The organism is Bifidobacterium sp. wkB338 (genome assembly GCF_003688325.1).
Classification (GTDB): Bacteria; Actinomycetota; Actinomycetes; order Actinomycetales; family Bifidobacteriaceae; genus Bombiscardovia; species Bombiscardovia polysaccharolytica.
Genome location: NZ_NPOR01000011.1, coordinates 20692 through 41041, shown reverse-complemented (window position 1 = coordinate 41041; position 20350 = coordinate 20692). Strand labels below are relative to the sequence as shown.

At 52.9% G+C, this 20350-nt stretch carries 15 protein-coding genes and 1 pseudogene; 7 read left to right on the top strand and 9 right to left on the bottom strand.

Translation table 11 applies throughout. The features are described from left to right. Positions 1 to 216: 216 nt before the first annotated feature. Positions 217 to 1500, top strand: a complete 1284-nt coding sequence (locus tag CI603_RS01685; RefSeq protein ID WP_121912784.1) for a PLP-dependent aminotransferase family protein — start codon at positions 217 to 219, stop codon at positions 1498 to 1500. Positions 1501 to 1503: 3 nt separating this feature from the next. After that, positions 1504 to 2706, top strand: coding sequence for a D-alanine--D-alanine ligase (locus CI603_RS01680; RefSeq protein ID WP_121912783.1), 1203 nt, complete (start codon positions 1504 to 1506; stop codon positions 2704 to 2706). A 1231-nt stretch (positions 2707 to 3937) separates the two neighbouring features. Here the strand turns inward: CI603_RS01680 and CI603_RS08925 are convergent. Further along, the gene (locus CI603_RS08925) at positions 3938 to 4288 is read right to left on the bottom strand and encodes a hypothetical protein (protein WP_220702246.1); all 351 of its coding nucleotides are present in this window, start codon (positions 4286 to 4288) and stop codon (positions 3938 to 3940) included. A gap of 109 nt (positions 4289 to 4397) precedes the next feature. Here CI603_RS08925 and trxB point away from each other — a divergent pair, with 109 nt between their 5' ends. Then, positions 4398 to 5342: a thioredoxin-disulfide reductase gene (gene trxB, locus CI603_RS01675; protein WP_121912782.1), complete on the top strand. Its 945-nt coding sequence runs from the start codon at positions 4398 to 4400 to the stop codon at positions 5340 to 5342. Positions 5343 to 6138: 796 nt separating this feature from the next. Here trxB and CI603_RS01670 read toward each other — a convergent pair. The 8 genes and pseudogenes from CI603_RS01670 to rpmH form a co-directional block, all read right to left on the bottom strand. Further along, positions 6139 to 7731: a ParB/RepB/Spo0J family partition protein gene (locus CI603_RS01670; protein WP_121912781.1), complete on the bottom strand. Its 1593-nt coding sequence runs from the start codon at positions 7729 to 7731 to the stop codon at positions 6139 to 6141. A 4-nt stretch (positions 7732 to 7735) separates the two neighbouring features. Further along, positions 7736 to 8683: a ParA family protein gene (locus CI603_RS01665; protein ID WP_183122216.1), complete on the bottom strand. Its 948-nt coding sequence runs from the start codon at positions 8681 to 8683 to the stop codon at positions 7736 to 7738. Positions 8684 to 10728: 2045 nt separating this feature from the next. Continuing rightward, positions 10729 to 11613 carry a 16S rRNA (guanine(527)-N(7))-methyltransferase RsmG gene (locus CI603_RS01660; RefSeq protein WP_121912779.1) on the bottom strand — a complete coding sequence of 295 codons (885 nt, stop codon included), beginning with the start codon at positions 11611 to 11613 and terminating at the stop codon, positions 10729 to 10731. Positions 11614 to 11967: 354 nt separating this feature from the next. Beyond that, positions 11968 to 12609, bottom strand: a complete 642-nt coding sequence (locus CI603_RS01655; protein WP_121912778.1) for a R3H domain-containing nucleic acid-binding protein — start codon at positions 12607 to 12609, stop codon at positions 11968 to 11970. Positions 12610 to 12786: 177 nt separating this feature from the next. Next, a complete protein-coding gene (yidC, locus tag CI603_RS01650; RefSeq protein WP_046323570.1) occupies positions 12787 to 13809 on the bottom strand; it encodes a membrane protein insertase YidC in 1023 nt (340 codons plus the stop codon). Positions 13810 to 13811: 2 nt separating this feature from the next. After that, positions 13812 to 14123 carry a membrane protein insertion efficiency factor YidD gene (gene yidD, locus CI603_RS01645; RefSeq protein WP_046323571.1) on the bottom strand — a complete coding sequence of 104 codons (312 nt, stop codon included), beginning with the start codon at positions 14121 to 14123 and terminating at the stop codon, positions 13812 to 13814. Between the two features lie 107 nt (positions 14124 to 14230). Continuing rightward, a pseudogene (gene rnpA, locus CI603_RS01640) lies at positions 14231 to 14623 on the bottom strand (ribonuclease P protein component); the annotation flags it as partial. A gap of 26 nt (positions 14624 to 14649) precedes the next feature. Beyond that, entirely contained in the window at positions 14650 to 14784 is a 135-nt protein-coding gene (gene rpmH / locus CI603_RS01635; RefSeq protein ID WP_015022700.1) for a 50S ribosomal protein L34, read from the bottom strand. Between the two features lie 331 nt (positions 14785 to 15115). On the opposite strand from rpmH, the gene dnaA reads away from it, so the two are divergent. The 4 genes from dnaA (at position 15116) to CI603_RS01615 (ending at position 20183) form a co-directional block, all read left to right on the top strand. Then, positions 15116 to 16858: a chromosomal replication initiator protein DnaA gene (gene dnaA / locus CI603_RS01630; protein WP_121912777.1), complete on the top strand. Its 1743-nt coding sequence runs from the start codon at positions 15116 to 15118 to the stop codon at positions 16856 to 16858. A gap of 414 nt (positions 16859 to 17272) precedes the next feature. Continuing rightward, a complete protein-coding gene (dnaN, locus tag CI603_RS01625) occupies positions 17273 to 18397 on the top strand; it encodes a DNA polymerase III subunit beta (RefSeq protein WP_121912776.1) in 1125 nt (374 codons plus the stop codon). Positions 18398 to 18426: 29 nt separating this feature from the next. After that, entirely contained in the window at positions 18427 to 19689 is a 1263-nt protein-coding gene (gene recF, locus CI603_RS01620) for a DNA replication/repair protein RecF (RefSeq protein WP_121912775.1), read from the top strand. An 8-nt stretch (positions 19690 to 19697) separates the two neighbouring features. Continuing rightward, positions 19698 to 20183, top strand: coding sequence for a DUF721 domain-containing protein (locus CI603_RS01615; RefSeq protein WP_390895321.1), 486 nt, complete (start codon positions 19698 to 19700; stop codon positions 20181 to 20183). The last annotated feature ends 167 nt before the right edge of the window (positions 20184 to 20350 follow it).

Here is a 20350-nt window from a genome sequence, read left to right as displayed (position 1 = left end):
TACGAATCATCCCGACGTCGACCCACAGACCACTCGTCGGCCGCAATTGCCTGCAAGCCCCATGGACCCAATCAGCCAGACATGACTGCTTACCCATCCGTATGCCGATACTATGGGTGTACCGAAATGGTAATGTGTTGGATTTTTCCTCCTACATAGCGCCCGCAGGTAATACAGTTTCCTTAGACAACGGCGGCAGGAAGGCGGAAGTCAGTTATGGCGGATGATCCCAATATCGCATCCAAGGTCATCAAGAATGATCCTTGGTATAGCTCCTATGCAACACGAGCCGAGAAGATGCGCGCCTCCGAGATTCGCGCCCTCTTCGCCGTGGCCAATCGGCCCGAGGTGGTCTCCCTGGCCGGCGGTATGCCCTACCTGGGCCGGATGCCTTTCGGTAAGTTGGCCGATCAGCTTGGCGACATGTTGCGTAGCAAGGGCCAGGTGGCCTGGCAGTATGGGTCAGCGCAGGGCGATCCCCATCTGCGCGAAGACGTGCTGCCCATTATGGAGCTGGAAGGCATCAAGGACGTCCAGCCGGATGATGTGGTTATCGTCAACGGTTCCCAGTCGGGACTGGACCTGATTACCAGGATCATGTGCGACCCCGGCGATGTGGTACTGGCTGAGGCACCCAACTATGTAGGTGCATTGGGCGTCTTCCAATCTTTCCAGGTCGATGTGGTCAATGTGGCCATGGACGGAGACGGACTGATTCCCGAGGCTCTGGAGGAAACCATTCTGGAGCAGCGCCGCCAGGGCAAGGCGGTCAAGTTCCTCTACACTGTGCCCAACTTCCATAACCCAGCCGGCGCCACCATGAGCGTCGAGCGGCGTCCACGAGTCATCGAGATCGCCCGAAAGTACCATGTGCTCATCGTGGAGGACAATCCTTATGGACTGTTGGCCTTCGACGGCCAAACTTATCCGGCCCTGCGCTCTTACGACTCCGAGGGCATTGTTTACCTGAGCAGCTTCTCCAAGATCATCGCTCCGGGCATGCGAGTGGCCTGGATGGTCGCGCCTCCTGGCATCCGACAGAAGCTGGTTCTTGCCAACGAGTCAGCCATCCTTTGTCCTTCCAACATGAGCCAGATGACCATCACCACCTATCTGGACAACTTCGACTGGAAATCGCAGATCAACGATTACCGGGGGATGTACAAGGAACGCTGCGATGCCATGGATGAGGCTTTGAAGGAATACCTGCCCTACTGTTCATGGCTCAAGCCCAAGGGTGGCTTCTACATCTGGCTGAAGATACCCCAGGGGCTCAACGCCAAGGAGATGCTGCCCAGGGCAATCACCGCCAAGGTGGCTTACGTGTCCGGCACAGCCTTCTACGATAACGGGGAGGGCGCGGACCATATGCGCTTGTCCTTCTGTTACCCCACTCCCGATCGGATCCGAGAGGGAATACGCAGACTGTCCACGGTCATCGAGAATGAACTCGCCACCGTCCGGCTGTTCGAGCCCGACAGCGGCAAGGAAAGGGGCTGAATCATGGCGGCCAAGCACAGCAAGACACCACGGCAACAGACCGGCGGCAAAACCCCGGCAGTCGGCAAGGCCAAGACAACCGCGAGCGCAACGACGACCACAGCCGCCAGCTCGGCCAACACTGCGTCCACGGCTACAGGCGAAGTGGTCAAAAGAGCCAGGCGAACCTCGCATCGCTCCATCCGCGAGGCCACGCCGGTCACCATGGACGATGTCCTATCTCTGGCGAGCAAGGCCACCAAGCGTGCTGATAAGTCACTCCTGGTTATCTGCGGCGGCCTCAGCCATGAGCGCGATGTCTCCATCAGTTCAGGGCATCGAGTCCAAGGATTCCTGGAGGAGGCCGGATGGACGGTTCAAGTCCACGACATGGACGGCTCGCTCCTGCCCTATCTGACTGACGAGTCGACTCGTCCTGATTTGGTCTGGCCTCTGCTGCACGGCGCCAACGGCGAAGACGGCTCCATCCGTGATGTCTTGGAGATGGCTGAATTGCCTTACATCGGATCCCGGGCCAAGGCCTCCCGGACTGCCTGGAGCAAACCCATCGCCAAGAATGTTGTCCGCATGGCCGGATTGCAGACGCCACATTCCGTGACGCTACCCGAATCCATGTTCCGGGAGCTGGGAGTCGAACCCGTTATCGACATGCTTCTAGGTTCGCTGGGACTCCCGCTCTTCATCAAGCCCACCATGGGCGGCTCAGCCATGGGTTGCACCATGGTAACTGAACAGAGTCAGCTCACTCAAGCGTTGATCAACTGCTTCGCCTACGGTGATGTGGCCCTGATCGAACAGGCTGTAACGGGCACTGAAGTCTCCGTCTCCATCCTCGAGTTTGACGGACACCCCCTGGTTCTGCCTCCGCTCGAAATCTGGACTCCCTCAGGTACCTACGACTTCGAAGCTCGTTCCACCCCCGGCCCGACGGAGTTTTATGTTCCGGCCCGACTGGATGCCAAAACCACACAGGCTGTGAGCGATGCTGCATTGACCGCCCATCGAGCTTTGGGACTCCGCGATATCTCACGCACCGACTTCATCGTCGATGCCCAGGGTCAGCCGCAATTCCTGGAGTCCAACGTGGCGCCCGGCATGACGGACACCTCGCTTTTGCCGCAATCAGCCCTGGCTGCAGGTTACAACCTGCCAGAGCTATACACTGCATTGGTTCAATCGGTTTTGGATCAAAAGCGAACCGACTGAAACCTCAAAGCCTGCCTGGTTCTGCCTACCATTCGGCAAGCACGAGTGGAGTCCGCATGATGCATGGCGTGCAAGTTGCGCAATATACATCATGCGGACTTGTAATATACGTAGTTTGCAAACACAGGCAGAGCTAATAGTGTGTAAGACGAGCACACTACACACAGCACGAACTAACAGTTTGTAATCATTAAACCCGATGTTCTATTGTGCGTTCATTATCCTCATCATCATTCTTCTCTGACGCCAAATACCTGTTATTCACCATTCACCATTCATCGTCAGTTATTTCCTCTCCCCTATTTGCTAATCTCGACTCCCAGCTTCTTCTCTGCTCTCCTCCCTCCCCCTACTGTTCCGCCAAAGCCAACATTCGAGCCAACATTGAAACCAACATTGAAGCCAACTTCGATTGAGAGATTTGTTCAATCAGATCCCTGTTTTTATATTGTCGGCTAGGTTGACTTGCAGAATAGATGCAATCTAATAAATGGCCAACATCAGAATGGCTAGTCACTCTCCAAGACTCAACTCACAATAGACGGCTGTCTCGCTTCACATCCATGCATGCAATCGTGGTCGGTATCGAATGTTTCACGTGAAACATTCTGTGGTGATCAACTTACTTCGTCAACTCCTGCGAGAGTCCCACACGATACAACACCTATGCCCGGCTGCGAATGTTGCCCGTTAAAAATGCGAATCTAATAAAGATATGAGTCAGATAACAGTGAAGACAGCCTTCACGGTATTGCGACGCTACAGGGTCTAGATCAGTCAACACAAGATGGTTTTACCCAAGATGTTTATCAAGCAGACTTGATTACATATAGTTGTAGGCATCACTGCTTTTCCATCTTCGAAAAGCGAGCTATCACTACTATGCCATCAAGGACCTCGAACGAGAACTGAGTCCACACCGGTAAATCGCAATGCCGTCACTGGCATTGCTGCTTCAATTCATTTACCCCGATTGGTTCGTCCTCATCGCTGCGAACACGATCTTCCTATCCGAATTCATTGATCGAGTCATATCGCTTACGACCGGCTCGCTCCCCCGCGGCCGTCCTAAGCCCACTAAAAGCCAATAGATACCTTGCAGATCAGTGGATAAATATCTACAGGCGCAGCCGTCCTTATTAAAAGACCCTACTTTCGTAAGACCGAACAGACAATTGAAACCGTACCCACCGAGATTGAATCGTCTACGACCTAGCTAGCTAGATATTCCCTACTTGTTTTTTCTGCTTTCCTTGTTCTTGTCCGATGCGTGCGAAGAACTTTCAACAGGTTCTTCTTGAGTTGATGATGAATATCGTTCGCTACTCCTAGCAGTCGTATCTTCATCGGCCCCAAGGATTTTGTCTGTTGTCAGAGAATCAGCATCCAACTCGTCGTCATTGTCATCAGGCCTTGGTGGGTTCCAAAAACGCCAGCTATGCCAGCTGTCATCCCCGCTCTTATTATCTGTTTGATGGCTGGGATGCTCCCGCAGCAAACGATCAACTCGGAGCATAAACCAGATCAGCACCAGAATCGTCCCAAGATTGGTTAGGATGGCGACTATCACAGTTTTCTCCATGATTCAAGAATAGCCTGACGGTGTCAGGACCGAGCTTACTGTGAGATAACAAGCGCCCTTTTCGCCCACCGCATGTGACTCGGTCATCCTGAATGGATACAGTAGCTTTATGAAGCAAACTGTTCATGATGCGATTGTTATAGGGTCCGGACCCGCAGGTTACACCGCCGCCATTTATCTTGGCCGGGCTGGATATGCTCCACTCGTTATTGCAGGAGCCCTAACGCCCGGCGGCCAGCTTATGAACACGACGGAAGTAGAGAACTTCCCTGGATTCCCCAAAGCAGTACTCGGACCTGATCTGATGGATCAGATGCGCGATCAGGCCGAACATTTTGGTGCTCAAATTGAATATGATGATGTTGTCTCAGTTGACTTGAGCGGAGACGTCAAGCGGATTACCACCGATGGCGGCGAGGAATATCAAGCTCGAGTCGTCGTCATCACCACTGGCTCGCAATATCGTAAATTGGAAATCCCTGGCGAGCGCGAGTTTTCAGGACGAGGGGTATCCTACTGCGCCACATGCGATGGCTTCTTCTTCAAGGACAAGCCCATTGTAGTCGTTGGTGGAGGCGACTCTGCCATGGGTGACGCGGACTTCCTGACCCGCTTTGGTTCTTCTGTCACACTGATCCACCGTCGCCAAGGCTTCCGTGCTTCAAAAATCATGGTGGACCGTGCCAAGGCCAATGACAAGATCAACTTCCTTCTTGATTCGGTCGTTACACGGATCAACGGCGACGATAGCGGCGTAACCTCTTTGGACGTCCGCAATACAGCCACTGACCAGCAATCCACTATTCCAGCTAATGGAGTCTTTGTCGCCATTGGATTCACCCCTCAGACTGCTTTCCTTAATGGCCAAGTTGATCTGGATCAGGACGGCTATATCCTGGTCGAAGGTGGGTCAACGAAGACTTCTGCACCTGGAGTCTTTGCCGCTGGTGATGTCACCGACAAGATCTATCGTCAGGCCATCTCTGCGGCCGGCATGGGTTGTCGTGCTGCTTTAGATGCTCAGGAATATCTTACGAGTTTGGATAACCGATAGAACTCGATACGCACCCCCACAAACATGAATTCACGTGCCTGGCAGTTTACGATTGCCAGGCACTTCGTTTATCGATTATGCGCAGCTGCCTACTTAGTTTGCTTTTATTTCTCCATTGACTGCCAGCGGACACCCTACTCAACAAGAACATTTCCTACCCTACAGCTTCTTAAATCATCCTCTGCTGAGGCAAGTTACTTCCCACTGACGCAACTTTCCACAACAGAGCCCCCTCCCCTCTAACGCACAACTAGAATTCCCAAAGTTACGCTGCGCGAATTTGTCACCCCACCTCAATGACTAAGACCAACTTCAGTGAAAAGCCACACAAAAGCGAGGGCTTATTACCTACCAAATGACAAACACCAAACAGAAGTTCCATCATGGCCGACTAAGTGGCCTGTCACCAACGACTAACTGGATATCTTACGATTGAATATACCTATCACACTACTGACAACTATGAAGGCGAGAGACCAATCTAACCAGACACAGCTGCCCGACAAAATAACCTGGGTGACCAGGCTGTAGCGATTTGCAATCCAACTCTTTGCCGGCCGACTGTTTGTCAGCTCCATGCTATTTATCAAACTTTTCCGCACAGATATATCTGGTCAGTGAATCGGACATACCTGGGACGCCCAATCATTCTGACTTTCCCAATCATTCTGGCCTTAAGATAATTTCAGCGATTGCTCATCAGCTCATACCAAACTCGATCGGGCTATGAAGCAATCGCTCACTTAACAGCAAGGTTCGGATGAGCAAACCCTGAAGTCTCACTTCCAGAATGGGATCAAACCCAGCCTTTATCGCCAGAATGACTGTCATTACTTGCAGATTGATTCTTTTCCAAAAGAATGGCAACAATGCGGTCCATATCTTCAGGCGAAGAAAACACGATTTCTATCTTCCCGTGCTTTTTAGTGCCCTTGATGGCCACCTTGGTATCAAAGTGGCTTTCCAGATCCTGGCGCACAGGACTATCAGCCCAGGCGTTTACCCTAGGCTTCTTTGCTTTCTTCTTCGCCTGTCCAGTCTGCAAGGCGACAAGTTCCTCAGTAGATCTTACCGACAGACCTTCAGCAATGATCTTGTCTGCCAGAGTAGTCATAGACTTTTCATCCGGCAAAGTAAGCAAGGCGCGAGCATGCCCAGCTGACAACACACCTGAGCTTACTTTTCTCTGCACACTGGGGGGCAATTTTAACAAGCGAAGTGTGTTCGCGATCTGAGGCCTGGACTTAGAGATTGACTTAGACAAACCGTCCTGAGTCAAGCCGAACTCATCAATCATTTGCTGATAAGCTGCTGCTTCTTCCAACGGATTAAGAGCCACTCTATGGAGATTCTCGAGCAAAGCATCACGCAACATGGTGTCGTCGCTCGTTGTTTTCACAATTGCAGGTATGGTATCCAGACCAGCCAATCGAGTAGCACGCCAACGACGCTCACCCATTATGATCTCATAATGGGTTGTTTGCTGTAGACCCGCTTCCCTCTGATTTGAAAGCTGACTCGATTGTTCCTCACCGGTCTTAGCGCCAATTGCTCCGGATTTGCTTTCCGCGCCGCCAACTGAGGTTGTCTTATTTTTGATTGTTCCTGGACGGTCTATAACAGTTGATCTTCGCACCACTATGGGCTGCAATACGCCAACTTCTTTGATGGAGCGTGAAAGCTCCAACAGTTCGTCTTCATCGAAGATTTGTCGCGGTTGCTGAGCATTGGGCCTAATATCGTCCACACGCACTTCAGCCAAGTACCCGCCTTGGACGGGTTTCAGCTCCTCTTGGCTATTGCTCTCCGTCTTATTCGGCTCAGTAGCATTGCCAACAATAGGTGCACGGTTGACGCTTTGCTGAGTCTCTTTTGTCCGATGATCGACAGCCTTACTCGATCCCATCATCGGCAATGTTTCACGTGAAACATTTGTCGTCGTAGGACCAAAGAAAAGATCACTTGGGTGCTCCAAGCTGCTGATAGACGGAACTGACCGACGCTTGGTAGTTCTCTTCGAAGTGGATGTTTCACGTGAAACATCCTCCTTAAGAGACTCGGAAATGCTGACACGCTTTTGTCCCTTGTTGGAACGTTTACGACCGATCCCAGAAGACTTTGCCGAAGCCGCTAGTTGAGCGCTTGTACTCCCCGAATGCGTAGTACTGCGTTCTCTTTTAGCTCCGTCTTCTTCTGAGGCATCTATATCTTTGCGAAGTCGTCCGTCCGATTCAGCACCCAAGCCCTGAAGGGTGGGCTGCTTGTTGCCGGAATTCGGTACTTTATTATCTTGCTGACGGCCTTTGTCAGCATTGGTTTCGTCATCTTCACCTGGCAGGGCGGGGAATAGAGCCCCCAAGCCCTTGCCTAACCGTGAACGGCTTGTCATGTCCTCACTCCCCCTGTCTTCTATTGGCGATATGTTCCAACACTTGCTCGGATCTCTGGGCGATTTCTAACGCCGCCTCTTCGTAAGCAATAGCGCCAGCTCCTTTAGGGTCATAGGTGACAACGCTTTGCCGGAAGCTGGGAGCCTCAGAGATTTTGACAGAACGCGGGATGGTCGTATTAAGCACTATCTCTGGATAATGCTCCTTGACTTGATCAAACACTTCTTTGCTGAGCAGCGTTCGCCTATCATACATGGTCAACAACATGGTTGAGATTACCAGATAAGGATTATAGCTTTGCTGAACAAGTCCTATGGTATGCAGTAATTGTTGCAGTCCTTCAAGAGCATAGTATTCAGCTTGCACTGGGATCAATACCTCATTGACCGAACACATGGCATTCAGAACTAATAATCCGAGACTAGGAGGGCAATCAATGAGAACATAGTCATAATGCTGGTGGCAGATTTTAAGATAGTCGGCAACCGCTTTCTTCATGAGCTGATTGCGGTTGGGCATATCCGCAACTTCCAGCTCAGCACCACTAAGGTCAATAGAAGATGGGACAACCTCAAGGTTGGGGAATTGAGGGGATACTACCTTAACGTCGTCAATCCCAAGACGACCCTCGAGCACGTCGTATGTTGACGGCGTCCCGGATTCATGAGCTACACCCAATGCAGTAGAAGCGTTGCCTTGTGGATCCATATCGATTACCAACACACGTTCGTCGAATTCAGCAAAAGCACATGCCAAATTTACAGTGGTCGTGGTTTTCCCTACCCCGCCTTTTTGATTTGCAACGGCAATGAAGCGCGTTTTTGAAGGGTGAGGAAATTCAGCCTGATGTAAGGCCTGATAGCGCGCAGAAAGATCTGCCATCTCCGCACCAGACACCGAACCAGTCCCCTCAGCGAATATTCTATTGAGAATATCCGTTGTCGACTCCATACCTGATGCGGTTGGCGTGGGCTTCTCACCGATATCCGGGGTATTCCCCGAAACGGGTTTCACCTTCTTCGATGCGGTCACGAACCTTCCTCCTTTTGATAACCATTCAATTTTCCCGTCCTAGTTGGACATGTCAGAACAACCGAAAGTTATACACGGTCACTGTTCATAACTGTGGATAAGTGTGGATAGATCCAACGGTGCCACAGCGGCTGGCCCTTACCCAAGATTATTAGATTTGCCTTGTAATTATTGATAAGTCTGGCACTTCCCAGCCCAGGCCAGCGTCTTCAAACGACGATGTGGATAATTCGAAGGTCAGGTCCGAATTGTGCATAACTTATTAGCAACAAATCTATGAATCTATTAACTCGTCAAACCAAGCAACATTATTCATGGTTATATTCAATGATCTTATCCATCTGTACGATAGCCGCTATAAACACCGCTGTAATACCAAAATAAATCCTTCGGATGACAAGCCTTATACAAACGTACAGCAAGAGGGAGGTTTCACGTGAAACATCTATACTGCCTGGGCAGTTATTACCCCGTTAATTGTCGTCTAACGTAGTCGGCTAACTTAGTTTTGTCTTTTATTTGCAGAATCTATCCATCTACCTCCAATAACGGCTGCCGAATCAAGAAAACAGAACTAAATGCTAATTTTAAGTGGTGTTTTAGTGCTGTTAAACAAAAGACTTCATTATGTCTATGAAGACTCTAGTCTACTCCGCGAAATTATGATTGAAGGAGACGTAGCTAAGAAGCAAGACCTTTAACAACTTTTACTAAAAAAGACACAGAAAATATTTCGATATCCTCTCGTCTGCGCTTTCATAAAGCTAATCCTGTACATTTCATTCTGCGTTAATTGTTTCACGTGAAACATTACGATCTATCTCTACATAGCGATCATCCACCGGAAGCACGCCCTCGAATTTTGCTATATGTTAAGATGCCCTAAATGTAGTTGTTACTGAAGGACGTTCTTGTAGAACATACTCATATAACAGTGTGCTAAGTCCTCTAGATGAGTTACAGCTGGAACCAATGAAGCCTAATTTACTTGTTTTGGGTTAAAAAAAGATCCTTTTTCAATGTTTCACGTGAAACATTCTTTAGTGGACACATCTGAAGCCGGCGAACAGCTCTCTTATAGCTCCGTTCGGTTGTCCCCCAACTCCCACATCAGGAGGTTTCTCGCCATTCCAGATTATTTTAGAGACATAATCTGTGCTGTTTAATCGATAACACATGTAATCTTCATGCATTTGCAAGAGTCAGGATACCCCTATCGATATTTCTAAGGAAAGGGAGGAAACCGAACGGTTTAGAAAGCCGAGAAGATCGAGACAAAGGATAGACACAATAAACTCTCTGGGAGTAAGAGAAACACATAAATGGTACAGCAAGAGGTGCATAACTTCGACTGTCTAGTAAGCGAAGTAGGTAAACGCATAGATCCCCCAGCAACGAAAGTAGAACATCTCCCGAGACTCTTAATGCAAGAATAGAAAGAGATGTCAGTATATCCAACTCAGATATAGGGCATCATACAATCATTCCAATACTACTTAGACGGCAACGTCAGGATACAATGAAACCTCCTGCATAACAAACCCGAATAGGTACTTTGATGTGCATTACATTCAAAATATATAATATCTTTATTTTAAATAATCTAATTGTATATAGCCAGTTCTGACTGTTGTCTACGGTGTTGTCCAAAACTAGAGTATCAAAAACCTAAGAATGTTTGAGGTGAAAGCATACACGAGTCAGACAATAAAAATCACAAGCGTGCTTGCTTTCCTCTTAATCTAATACTCCATTCACCTCGAATGAATATCGGCTAAGCCGCTGTCTAGAAAAGGCCTACTTAGATCTGATAGAGCTTAATCGATTATCTCTAATCAGGTATTCGATAAGACTCTGTGTTGAATACTGATAATTAATTATCTTACCTAGCCTATTCTTGTCTTTAGATTGAGTAACATCTCAGGCATCAAAGTCATTAAATAAGGTCATATCCGTGTTGTACTTTAGTGTTTGTCCACAAGAACCACGTGGGTATCCTCAAGGCCTGGTGCGACTGGAGCTAGGCAAACCCGTGGATTCTCTCCATGACATTTTTTTATCTCTTTGGCAGCCTTATCAAGCTCAGCTTGTGCCGAACGACCCTTAAGGGCAATAAGCTGACCTCTCGATCTTAAAAGCGGCAGGGTCCATCCGGCGAGCTTAGTCATGGGGGCTACAGCTCGGCACGTCACAACGTCAAAAGTCTGTGGAATTGAAAGATTGGATTGGACGTCTGGTAGACCTGCACCACCCGTAACCTCCGAAGAGTCATGGTCATTTACATCTTGTTGGCTGTCAGCATTCCTGGCTTCGGTCGAGGCTAAAGAGCCAACACGGCCGTATGCCGAAACAGACTGTTTCTCTATTCGACGACGACCATGATGGCGGCTTTGTGAACTTTTTGTGTTGTGCCGAATCGAAGCCTTAGAGGATTGCGGAACCAGATCCTCTGCACGCTTGCGAATCACAACAGCATTAGCCAGGTGCAACTCATCAACCACTTCCTGCAACCAGGTCACACGCCGCTCCATTGGCTCGACAAGAACAACACTGCACTGCGGAAGGCAGGCAGCCAGTACAATGCCTGGGAAGCCCCCACCGGAACCTATATCCGCCACCGTTGCCGTCTGGCCGTCAGTGCTCAATCGCTCTCGCACGAAAGGCACAATAGCTGCTGAATTGAGTATGTGCCGTTCCCAAATAATGTCTTCATCGCGAGGGCCAATAATGCCCCTCTCCACACCCTCGCGCAAGAGCTTGTCATGAAAACGCTGCATGGGTACCAGAGCATCGCCGAGCACCTGCCTCAAGAGGGGACTATCGTTCAGCTCATCATCCACAACAGCCATTTCAACTCCTCACATTCACCTTCCACGCCCAGTCGGCCAAAGCCACAGACCATAACAGCGTCATATAGTCTCGTCGTATCCAGCAGGATTATTCACGCTGCCAGAATCGAAAACAGCTGCATTTCTAAGACCATTACCACCATATGGTTTTCAAACGCAAAAGAGCAATCCGGATTAAGCAACATGGCAGACTAAGCACAATCATGAGCCAGACAGCACTACACACACCTGCCAAATGGTACAGCGCTGGCAGATAGCACAACAGACAGTATGACCGAACCAAACAGTGGACCAATCCAAAAAGGCCGACGTCATGAATACTTCATCAACGCATAGCCCTGTGAGGCTTAACAGTCACTCCCTATCAGCATCCGCAGGATCATCATCAGCCTCGTAGTCAGCCGAATCGACGACCTGATCGGTTTCATCCACGTCCAGCGGGTCGTCATACCCGACTGGCTCGTCCTCAACATCGTCAGGCAGGTCTTCGTCTTCGCTCTTGGCCTTCAGATAGACAGTGACGTACCGGTGGGGCTCCTCGCCGTGGGAACGTGACTTCAGCCCCTCCTCGCGGACCATGTCATGAACGATCTTGCGCTCGAAAGAGTTCATAGGCTTCATATTGACAGGGTCGCCAGTCTCACGAACCTCATCAATCACATCCAGGGCTTGTTCGCGAAGATGTTCGCGCTTGCGCCGCAGGAAGCCATCCACGTCCACAATCAGATGGGAACGCTCCCCTATCTTCTGCTGCACGGCCAAGCGTGTCAGCTGCTGAAGAGCATCGACCACCTCACCATCCTTGCCGATCAGATGCTTGATATCCGTATCGTCGTCAGCCACAATCTGTACGGTCGGACGGTGGTTGCGCACCCCCATCTCGATATCGCCCTCGTAATCGACGATGTCCAGCAACCCCTCCAGATAGTCGGCGGCGACATCCGCCTCCTCATTGAGTTGCTCGATGGTCTTTCCCTGGTCCAGAGACTGAGACATCTATGCTCTCCTTACACGCGTTTACATCCGATTCATAACCTCAGGTCCACTGGATTCCTGGTCACCAATCGAGTGTCCAGTATTGAGGATACACGGACGTGATGATTGCAGATTACTCCAGTATTCGCCCGACCGAAAGCCGGGTCACCACGCCGGCCACCACTGCCAGTAGCCGCATCAACGGCCGCGACGTTTGCGATGGGGCTGGGAACGCTGGTGGGAGATGTTCTTGTTGTTGCGGGCTTCCTCTTCCAACCTCTTGGCCTCCATCAGCTGCTCCTCCTCCAAAGAAGGCAGCCCCTGGCGCTTGCGGCGGGCATTCTCGCGGCGGTGGTCACGCTCTTCCTTGCTCTCTGCGGCCGGCGAGCCAGGAGTGGGCATATGGCGGACCTGGAAGAGGGTTCGGCCCAGATTCCAAAGGTTGTTGGTCAGCCAGTAAATCAGCACTGCGAATGGGAAGTAGATGCCCGAGAAGATGTACATGACCGGGAAGATGAAGGCCATCATCTGCTGCATCTTGTACTGCTGTCCCTGCATGGCCGACCTCGGCATGTTCCGTCGAACATTATGGAACTGCGAGTAGAACATGGCCAGGCACATGAGCACGATGAAGACCACAATGACTATGCGGCCCGCACCTTGGGCGGACATGAAGTTGTCCGAAATCCGCAGCCCGAAAAAGGTAGTCTCTTCAAATTCCCGCGCCACCTGTCGATTGAAGGCTCCCAGAGGTGCCCGCTTGCCCCGGGCGATGAAGGGCACAGCCGAAAGCACATAGAACATGGTCATGAAGATCGGGCCCTGCACCAGTGCTGGCAGACAGGACCCCATGGGGTTGGCATGGTTGTCCTGATAGACCTTCATGGTCTCCCGGCTCATGGCCTCTCGGCTGGCCGGATCCTTCTTGTTGCGGTACTTATTCTGGATCTTCATCAGCTTGGGCTGCAGGGCCTGCATTTTTTGCATGGATCGCAGCTGCTTGATGAAGAGCGGCAGTACGCACAGGTTGACGATCAGCACCAGCATCACTACCGAGAGCGCCCAGGCCACGCCGGGACCCTTATGGAACCCAATCAGGGTCAGGAACTTGTGGCAATAGGTCATGATGTAGGTCATGAGCCACTCGATTGGGTACAGGATCTTGTAGAAGAAACCGTATATACCCGTATCGAAGGTGAAGGTGTCGTTGTTGTGTAACATTGTCAGGCCGTCTCCTTGTCTGGGGCCATGGGGGTCAGCCGGGCCTCCTCATGAGCCTTGGACCACGAGAACCGATAGAAGATGGAAAACCTTTGGGGCACGTCATCGATTCCGCCGTTGTTGAAGGGTGTGCAACGCAATAACCGCAGAATGGCCAGGATGGTTCCACGCAAGGCCCCGAACCGCTTCAAGGCGGTCAAAGCGTACTGGGAACAAGTCGGGTAGTAACGGCACCTCGGCGGCGACAAGGGTGAGATATGGCGCTGATACCAGCGGACTGCGCTCTGCAAAGCCCGGGAGGCCAGGCCGTTCATGCTCGGCATCCTTCACTGGTTTTCAGCTGTTGAACCGGTTGACGCTTGGATCCGGCGAACTGCGGACCTGACTGTCCCTGTACATCAAGACCGTCGGCAGTCTTTCCGGACTTACGCATGAGGTCACGGAAGAGCCTGTCCACTTGCTCCTCCAGCTGCTTGTAGGTGGCTGTAGCAGCGCTGGGTTTGGCGCGCATGACCAGATCACAGGAGGATGGCAGCAGGTCCTCCTTGAATCCCGCAAGTTGCCTGAATCTGCGCTTGACCTTGTTTCTGGTCACGGCCTTGCCCACATTTTTGGATACAGCGAGCCCCATGCGGCGTCTGCCGGCAGGCAGGATGTCATGCCGCCCTTCGTGCACAGCCGATGCCGTTGGCAACGGGGTCGCCGTCCGGTCAGGCCCAGGTATCAAATAATGTATGACCAGATCCCTGCTGCTGACCCGATGGCGTCGCCTGAGCACCGCCGTGAACTCCCGGTGGCTCCTCAGCCGTTCCACCTTCTGAAAAAGGATCGGGATCCGACTCAGGCAGAAAGGGTCCGACGGCCCTTGGCCCGGCGGCGGTTGATCAGGGCGCGACCGGAGCGGGTGCGCATGCGAGCGCGGAATCCGTGCTTCATGTGACGACGGCGATTGTTGGGCTGGAATGTCCTCTTCATAATTCGTTGCTCCCGTGTGTAGACATACTCGAGTACGGCTCTTTATGAGTCAAGCTATATCACGGTACACATGAGCCGGGACGGAGTCAAACGAGCTTCCACCACCCAGCTGATTGGGACCGCTTCATGCCCTCCGCAAACCCTGTCATAGCAGGAAAAGGGCCTCCTCACTTATCCACAAATTACATCACTGTTATTCACATTCATCGCAGATACAACACGCTATCCTGTGGATAACCGCGCAAAGTCGGTGTAACAATGGGCTACTGTCGAATTTGAGAGAAGCAAAAAGACCGGGACAATCAGTCGTCAAGAAGAGAGGAGCACACTGATGGCGCAGGATCCGCTGGATGCCGCTGCCCAGGCCAAGAGAATCTGGGATTCGGTCCTGCAGGTGCTCCGCTATAGCAGTTCACTGACCTCCAGGGACAAGGGCTGGCTGGAGGACATCACCCCCGAAGCGGTTTTCGGCACCACCATCGTTTTGCGGGTCTCCTCCAAGGCAACTCAGGAGGCTGTGCAGGGACCGCTCAGCCAGCCCGTCTTAAATGCACTGCAGCTGGTCACCAATCAGGAAATGTTCCCGGCCATTAAAATCGTCTATCCAGAGCAGATGGCCAAGCAGAAGGCTGCCGATCAGCAGAATGACCACCGCGCATCCGCCATGGCTGGCACCGCACCGGGCAGTGGCGAGTTCCGCCAAGTCCCCAGTCCTGCTCAGGATCCCTATGACGACTACCAGCGTCAGGCCGGCACCGACCGATCCCCCAGCTCAGAGGTCCACTCGGACTGGCGGGCCGAGAATCCTGGAACATCCAAGTCCCCGATTGTCTCCGCTAATGACTTCCACGAGGGCACCTATGTGCCCATGACCTTGGATATGCAGGCCGAGCTATCCGAACCCTCCTCCGTGGTAAGGCCAACGGCAGGCGGTAATACCGATCGGCAGAGCGAGACAGAAAGAGCCACATCCCGGCCCGCCTTCACCGTGCCCCGCTTCCCCATGAACCAGAACCGGGTGGAGCGCGACCCACAGACTCACCTGAACAAGAACGCCACCTTCGACACCTTCGTCCCGGGCGATTCCAACCGATTCGCGCGGACCGTGGCCTTGGCCGTGGCCGAAGGATCAGGTCAGGATTTCAACCCCCTGTGTATTTACGGCAGCTCAGGTCTGGGCAAGACCCATCTGCTCAACGCCATCGGCAACTATGCCCTGGTCAAGGATCCCTCGCTCAAGGTCCGATACGTCAACTCGGAGGAATTCACCAACGAATTCATCGACGCCCTGCAGAACTCCACCCAGGGATCGGGTCAGATCGCAGAATTCAATCGCCGCTACCGGCAGGTGGATGTGCTCCTTATCGATGACATCCAATTTCTAGGGGGCAAGGAAGCCACCCTGGACCAGTTCTTCCACACCTTTAATGCCCTGCATGACGCCAACAAGCGCATCGTCATCGCCTCGGACGTGGCCCCCAAGAATCTGAAGGGCTTCGAATCGCGACTGATCTCGCGTTTCGATTCGGGACTGACTGTAGACGTCAAGCCGCCAGATCGGGAGACACGGGTGGCCATCCTGAGAATGATGGCTTCCATGAACGGAGTCAGTATCCCCAACGAGGTTCTGGATCTGATCGCGGAACGCTTCACCGAAAACATCCGAGAGCTTGAGGGTGCTCTGACCCGTGTCACGGCCGTAGCCAGCCTCAATAATCAGCCGGTCACTACGGCCCTGGCCGAACAGACCCTGCAAGACTTCTTCTCTACGGACGTGGAAATCAAGCCCACTGACATCATCTCCCAAGTAGCCAAGTACTTCCATCTGACCTTCGACGATATCGTCGGCCGTACGCGCACCAAAAACATCGCCCTAGCCCGACAGATCGCCATGTATCTGGCCCGGGAAATGACCAGCATGTCCTTGGTCGACATCGGCGAGGTCTTTGGCGGCCGCGATCACACCACAGTCATGCACGCCTACACTCGTATCTCCAATGAGATGCAGGAAAAGCGAGAGATTTACAACTATGTCATGGAGCTTACGGTCCGGCTCAAGCAGCCCCAAAATTGATGCGACACGCAGACACTGTTGTGGACCGACAGAAAAAGATATCCACCTACTTATCCCCGGATGTGGGCAAACCTTGGGAATAACACACCGGTTTTCCGTGGATAAGTGGTGTATTCTCAGCGAATAACTGCACCTCTTTTGTGGATAACCCAGCAAAAATACAACCTTGTGGATAACTTGGCTTCTTATTCACATCGATTTCACCGCTTATCCACACCGTCTGATTGAGGTCTATCCACTTCGTTGCAAGGATTTGAGAACTTATCCACACCATCCACCGAGCTTATTACGATGACTCTATGTATATTTATGCAATAACCGCCTTCACACTCAATCACATCTGCTTGTTCCAACCACATCACCTGAGCCATTCGATAGAATGAATCCAGTTCATTCGTCAACAAGAAGGCTCCCATGAAAGTAGAAGTGAATTCATCCGCACTCTCGGATGCAGTGGCCTGGACCACCCGCATCATCCCTTCCCGACCAGCTTCGCCGATTCTGGCAGGAATCAGGATGGAAGCCTCTGATGGAACATTGAAGCTTTCCGCTTTCGATTACGAAGTTTCGGCAAGAAACCACATAGAAGCAGGCATCGATGAATCCGGAACAGCTCTAGTGCTAGGCAAACTGTTGGCAGACATCACCAAATCACTACCATCAGAGAAGACTTATCTGTCAACCGAGGGATCCAAGATGACCATCACCTCAGGCAAATCCACTTTTTCTCTGCAACTGATGCCTGACAGCGAGTATCCCGACCTCCCTGCTGTCCCTGAACCTATGGGCCAGGTGGATGCTGAGACCTTTATCCAGTCCATCTCCCAGTCCATCGTCGCTGTTTCCAGGGAAGAGAGCCGGCCGGTCCTGACCAGCGTCAAAACCGAAATCACTGGGGACAAGGTGGTCATGACCGCCACCGACCGTTTCAGATTGTCCCGTTCGAGCTTCACCTGGACTCCTCGTGACGCCGATTTTTCCACCTCCATGCTGATCCGCGGCTCCCTGCTGCGAGACATCGCCCGTTCTTTGGATGAGCACCAGAACGTGACCATGGATTACGAGGCTGACAACCCCACCATCATGGGCGTGGAAAACGCTGGCAAAATATCCACCACCCAGCTGATTGATGGGGAATTCCCGGCCGTGGATCGTCTCTTTTCGGACGAATACCCCATCCAGGCGGTCATCGCCCGGCAGGATCTGATCGATGCCATCAAGCGTGTAGCCCTGGTAGCCGAACGCAACGCCCCTATCCGTATGGTCTTTTCCGGCAACGAGGTGACCCTGAGTGCCGGCACGGCTGACGAAGCACAGGCACATGAGGTTCTGCAGGCGGATCTGGACGGGGAAGACATCACGGTGGCCTTCAATCCGAACTATCTGATTGACGGGCTGGGTGCCATCGCCGAGCCCTATGTCCGCATCAAGATGACTTCGGCAGTCAAGGCTGTGGAATTCAACGGCCAGCAGGAGCAGGATTCCGAGGAGTCCATGGATTACCGTTACCTGCTGGTGCCCATGCGTTTCAACAACTGACATCCGGGTAGGTTCGAGGAACGATCGTCGTGCACATCTCTCGTCTGGTTCTGGATCACTTCCGTTCCTGGGAGCATTGTGTCCTCGATCTGGAGCCTGGAGTCACCATTCTGGAGGGGCGCAACGGTCTGGGCAAGACCAACCTGGTCGAGGCCGTCGAGGTCCTGTCCACCGGCGGCAGCCATAGGACTTCATCTTCACTACCCCTGGTAGAACGTGGGCAGTCCAAGGCCACCATAAGGGCCAGGCTGGAGCAGGACGGGACCGCTACCGACTATGAGCTGACCATTGCCGCCAAGGGAGCCAACCGGGGAAGAATCAACGGCGGGCCTTCCCTCTATCAGCGTGACCTGGTGGGCCGGGTACCCTGTGTGACCTTCAGCCCTGAGGATCAGCTGATGGTCTCCGGAGAGCCGGCGGCCAGGCGGGCCGTGCTGGACCAGGCCGGCAGCCAGCTCGATGTCGACTACTTCCAGGTCCGGCAGGATTTTCGTCATGTGGCCAAGCAGCGCGCCGCCCTGCTCAAGCAGCTCTCCCAGGCGGGCTATGATCCCTCGGGTGATGGGCATGACGCCGCCCTTTCCGGCCTTGAGGTCTGGACTGGGCAGTTTATTCGCACCGGGCTGGATCTGAGCCGACGACGAGCGGCTCTGGTAGAGGCTCTGGACCAGCCCTTCAGCGATTTGTATGGTCGGCTTGCAGGCCCTGATCAGGATGCTCGATTGACTTACCAGCCATCCCTGGAGGAAATCGGACCCGATAGGCAGACCGGTCCAGAGGTCGCCGAAGCCGTCAGCCGTCACTTTCAGCGGATCTACCCGGGAGAAGTGGCCCGGGGCACTAATCTGATCGGTCCTCAGCGCGATGATTTGGTCTTCACCCTCAACGGCATGCCTGCTCGGGAGTTCGCCTCCAACGGTGAGATGTGGACCCTGGCCCTGGCTTTGCGGCTGGCTCTGCTGCAGGTGGTCAAGGATCGTCGCGCCCTGGAGCCCATCGTCATTCTGGATGATGTCTTCGCCCAATTGGATCGGGGCCGTAGGGATCAGATTCTGGATTTTGCCCGTCAGCAGAGCCAGGTGCTGATCACCGTGGCCGCCGACAGCGATATTCCCTCCCTGCAGGGTGCCAGGCTGGTGGATGTGTCCCGACTGAGGCCTGTGCAGCCATCTGATCCGGCTGCCCAGGATCCAGCCATTGCCAGTGCCATGCAGGACCTGCGTCGAACCAGAGGGACGGCTCATGAGGACTCGGATATGCCGGATGGGCCGGAGGGGAACGACCTGTCATGAAGGCCCCCATGGTTGAGACTCTGCACCTGGATCAGCGTCGATTGCCGGCCCTGGTCTTCGAGGGCTGCACGCGACGGGCGGCCACTCGTCGGCAGCGGGAGGACAACTCCCGTAAGGCCTGGTATGCATTTGGCAAGCCGGGCCGCGACCCAGCCAAACTGGGAGGTGTGGTGACCAGCCTTGCTGCTGGGAGCGGGTGGACCAGTCATCTGAAGGTTGCTCGGTTGCGCAACCAGTGGGACGGTGTAGTTGGACCCGGCATCGCCGCCCATTCGAGAGTGGTCTCCTACCAGGAGGGCGTGCTGATCATCCAGGCGCAGACCACGGTATGGGCCACTCAGCTGACCTACCTGGTCCCCCAGCTCAAAGCGACCATTGCCAAGCGGCTGGGCATGCCGGTCAGACAGATTCGGGTGACTGGCCCCCACAACTACAGCTTTCGCCGTTCGCGGTTCGATCCGCCCGGCCGAGGCGTGCGCGACACCTACGGGTGAACCCATAATCTGCGAATACCGTCTTCCCAGCTTTCTGTAAGCCTAAAGTCCCATAGCGCTGGTATTCTATAGGTTATAGGGTCAAACGCTTCCAAGGCCCCTTTATGGACGATTTGGAACCTGGTGACCATGAGTCAATCCCCCGCTCGACCACGAACGGAAGCTGC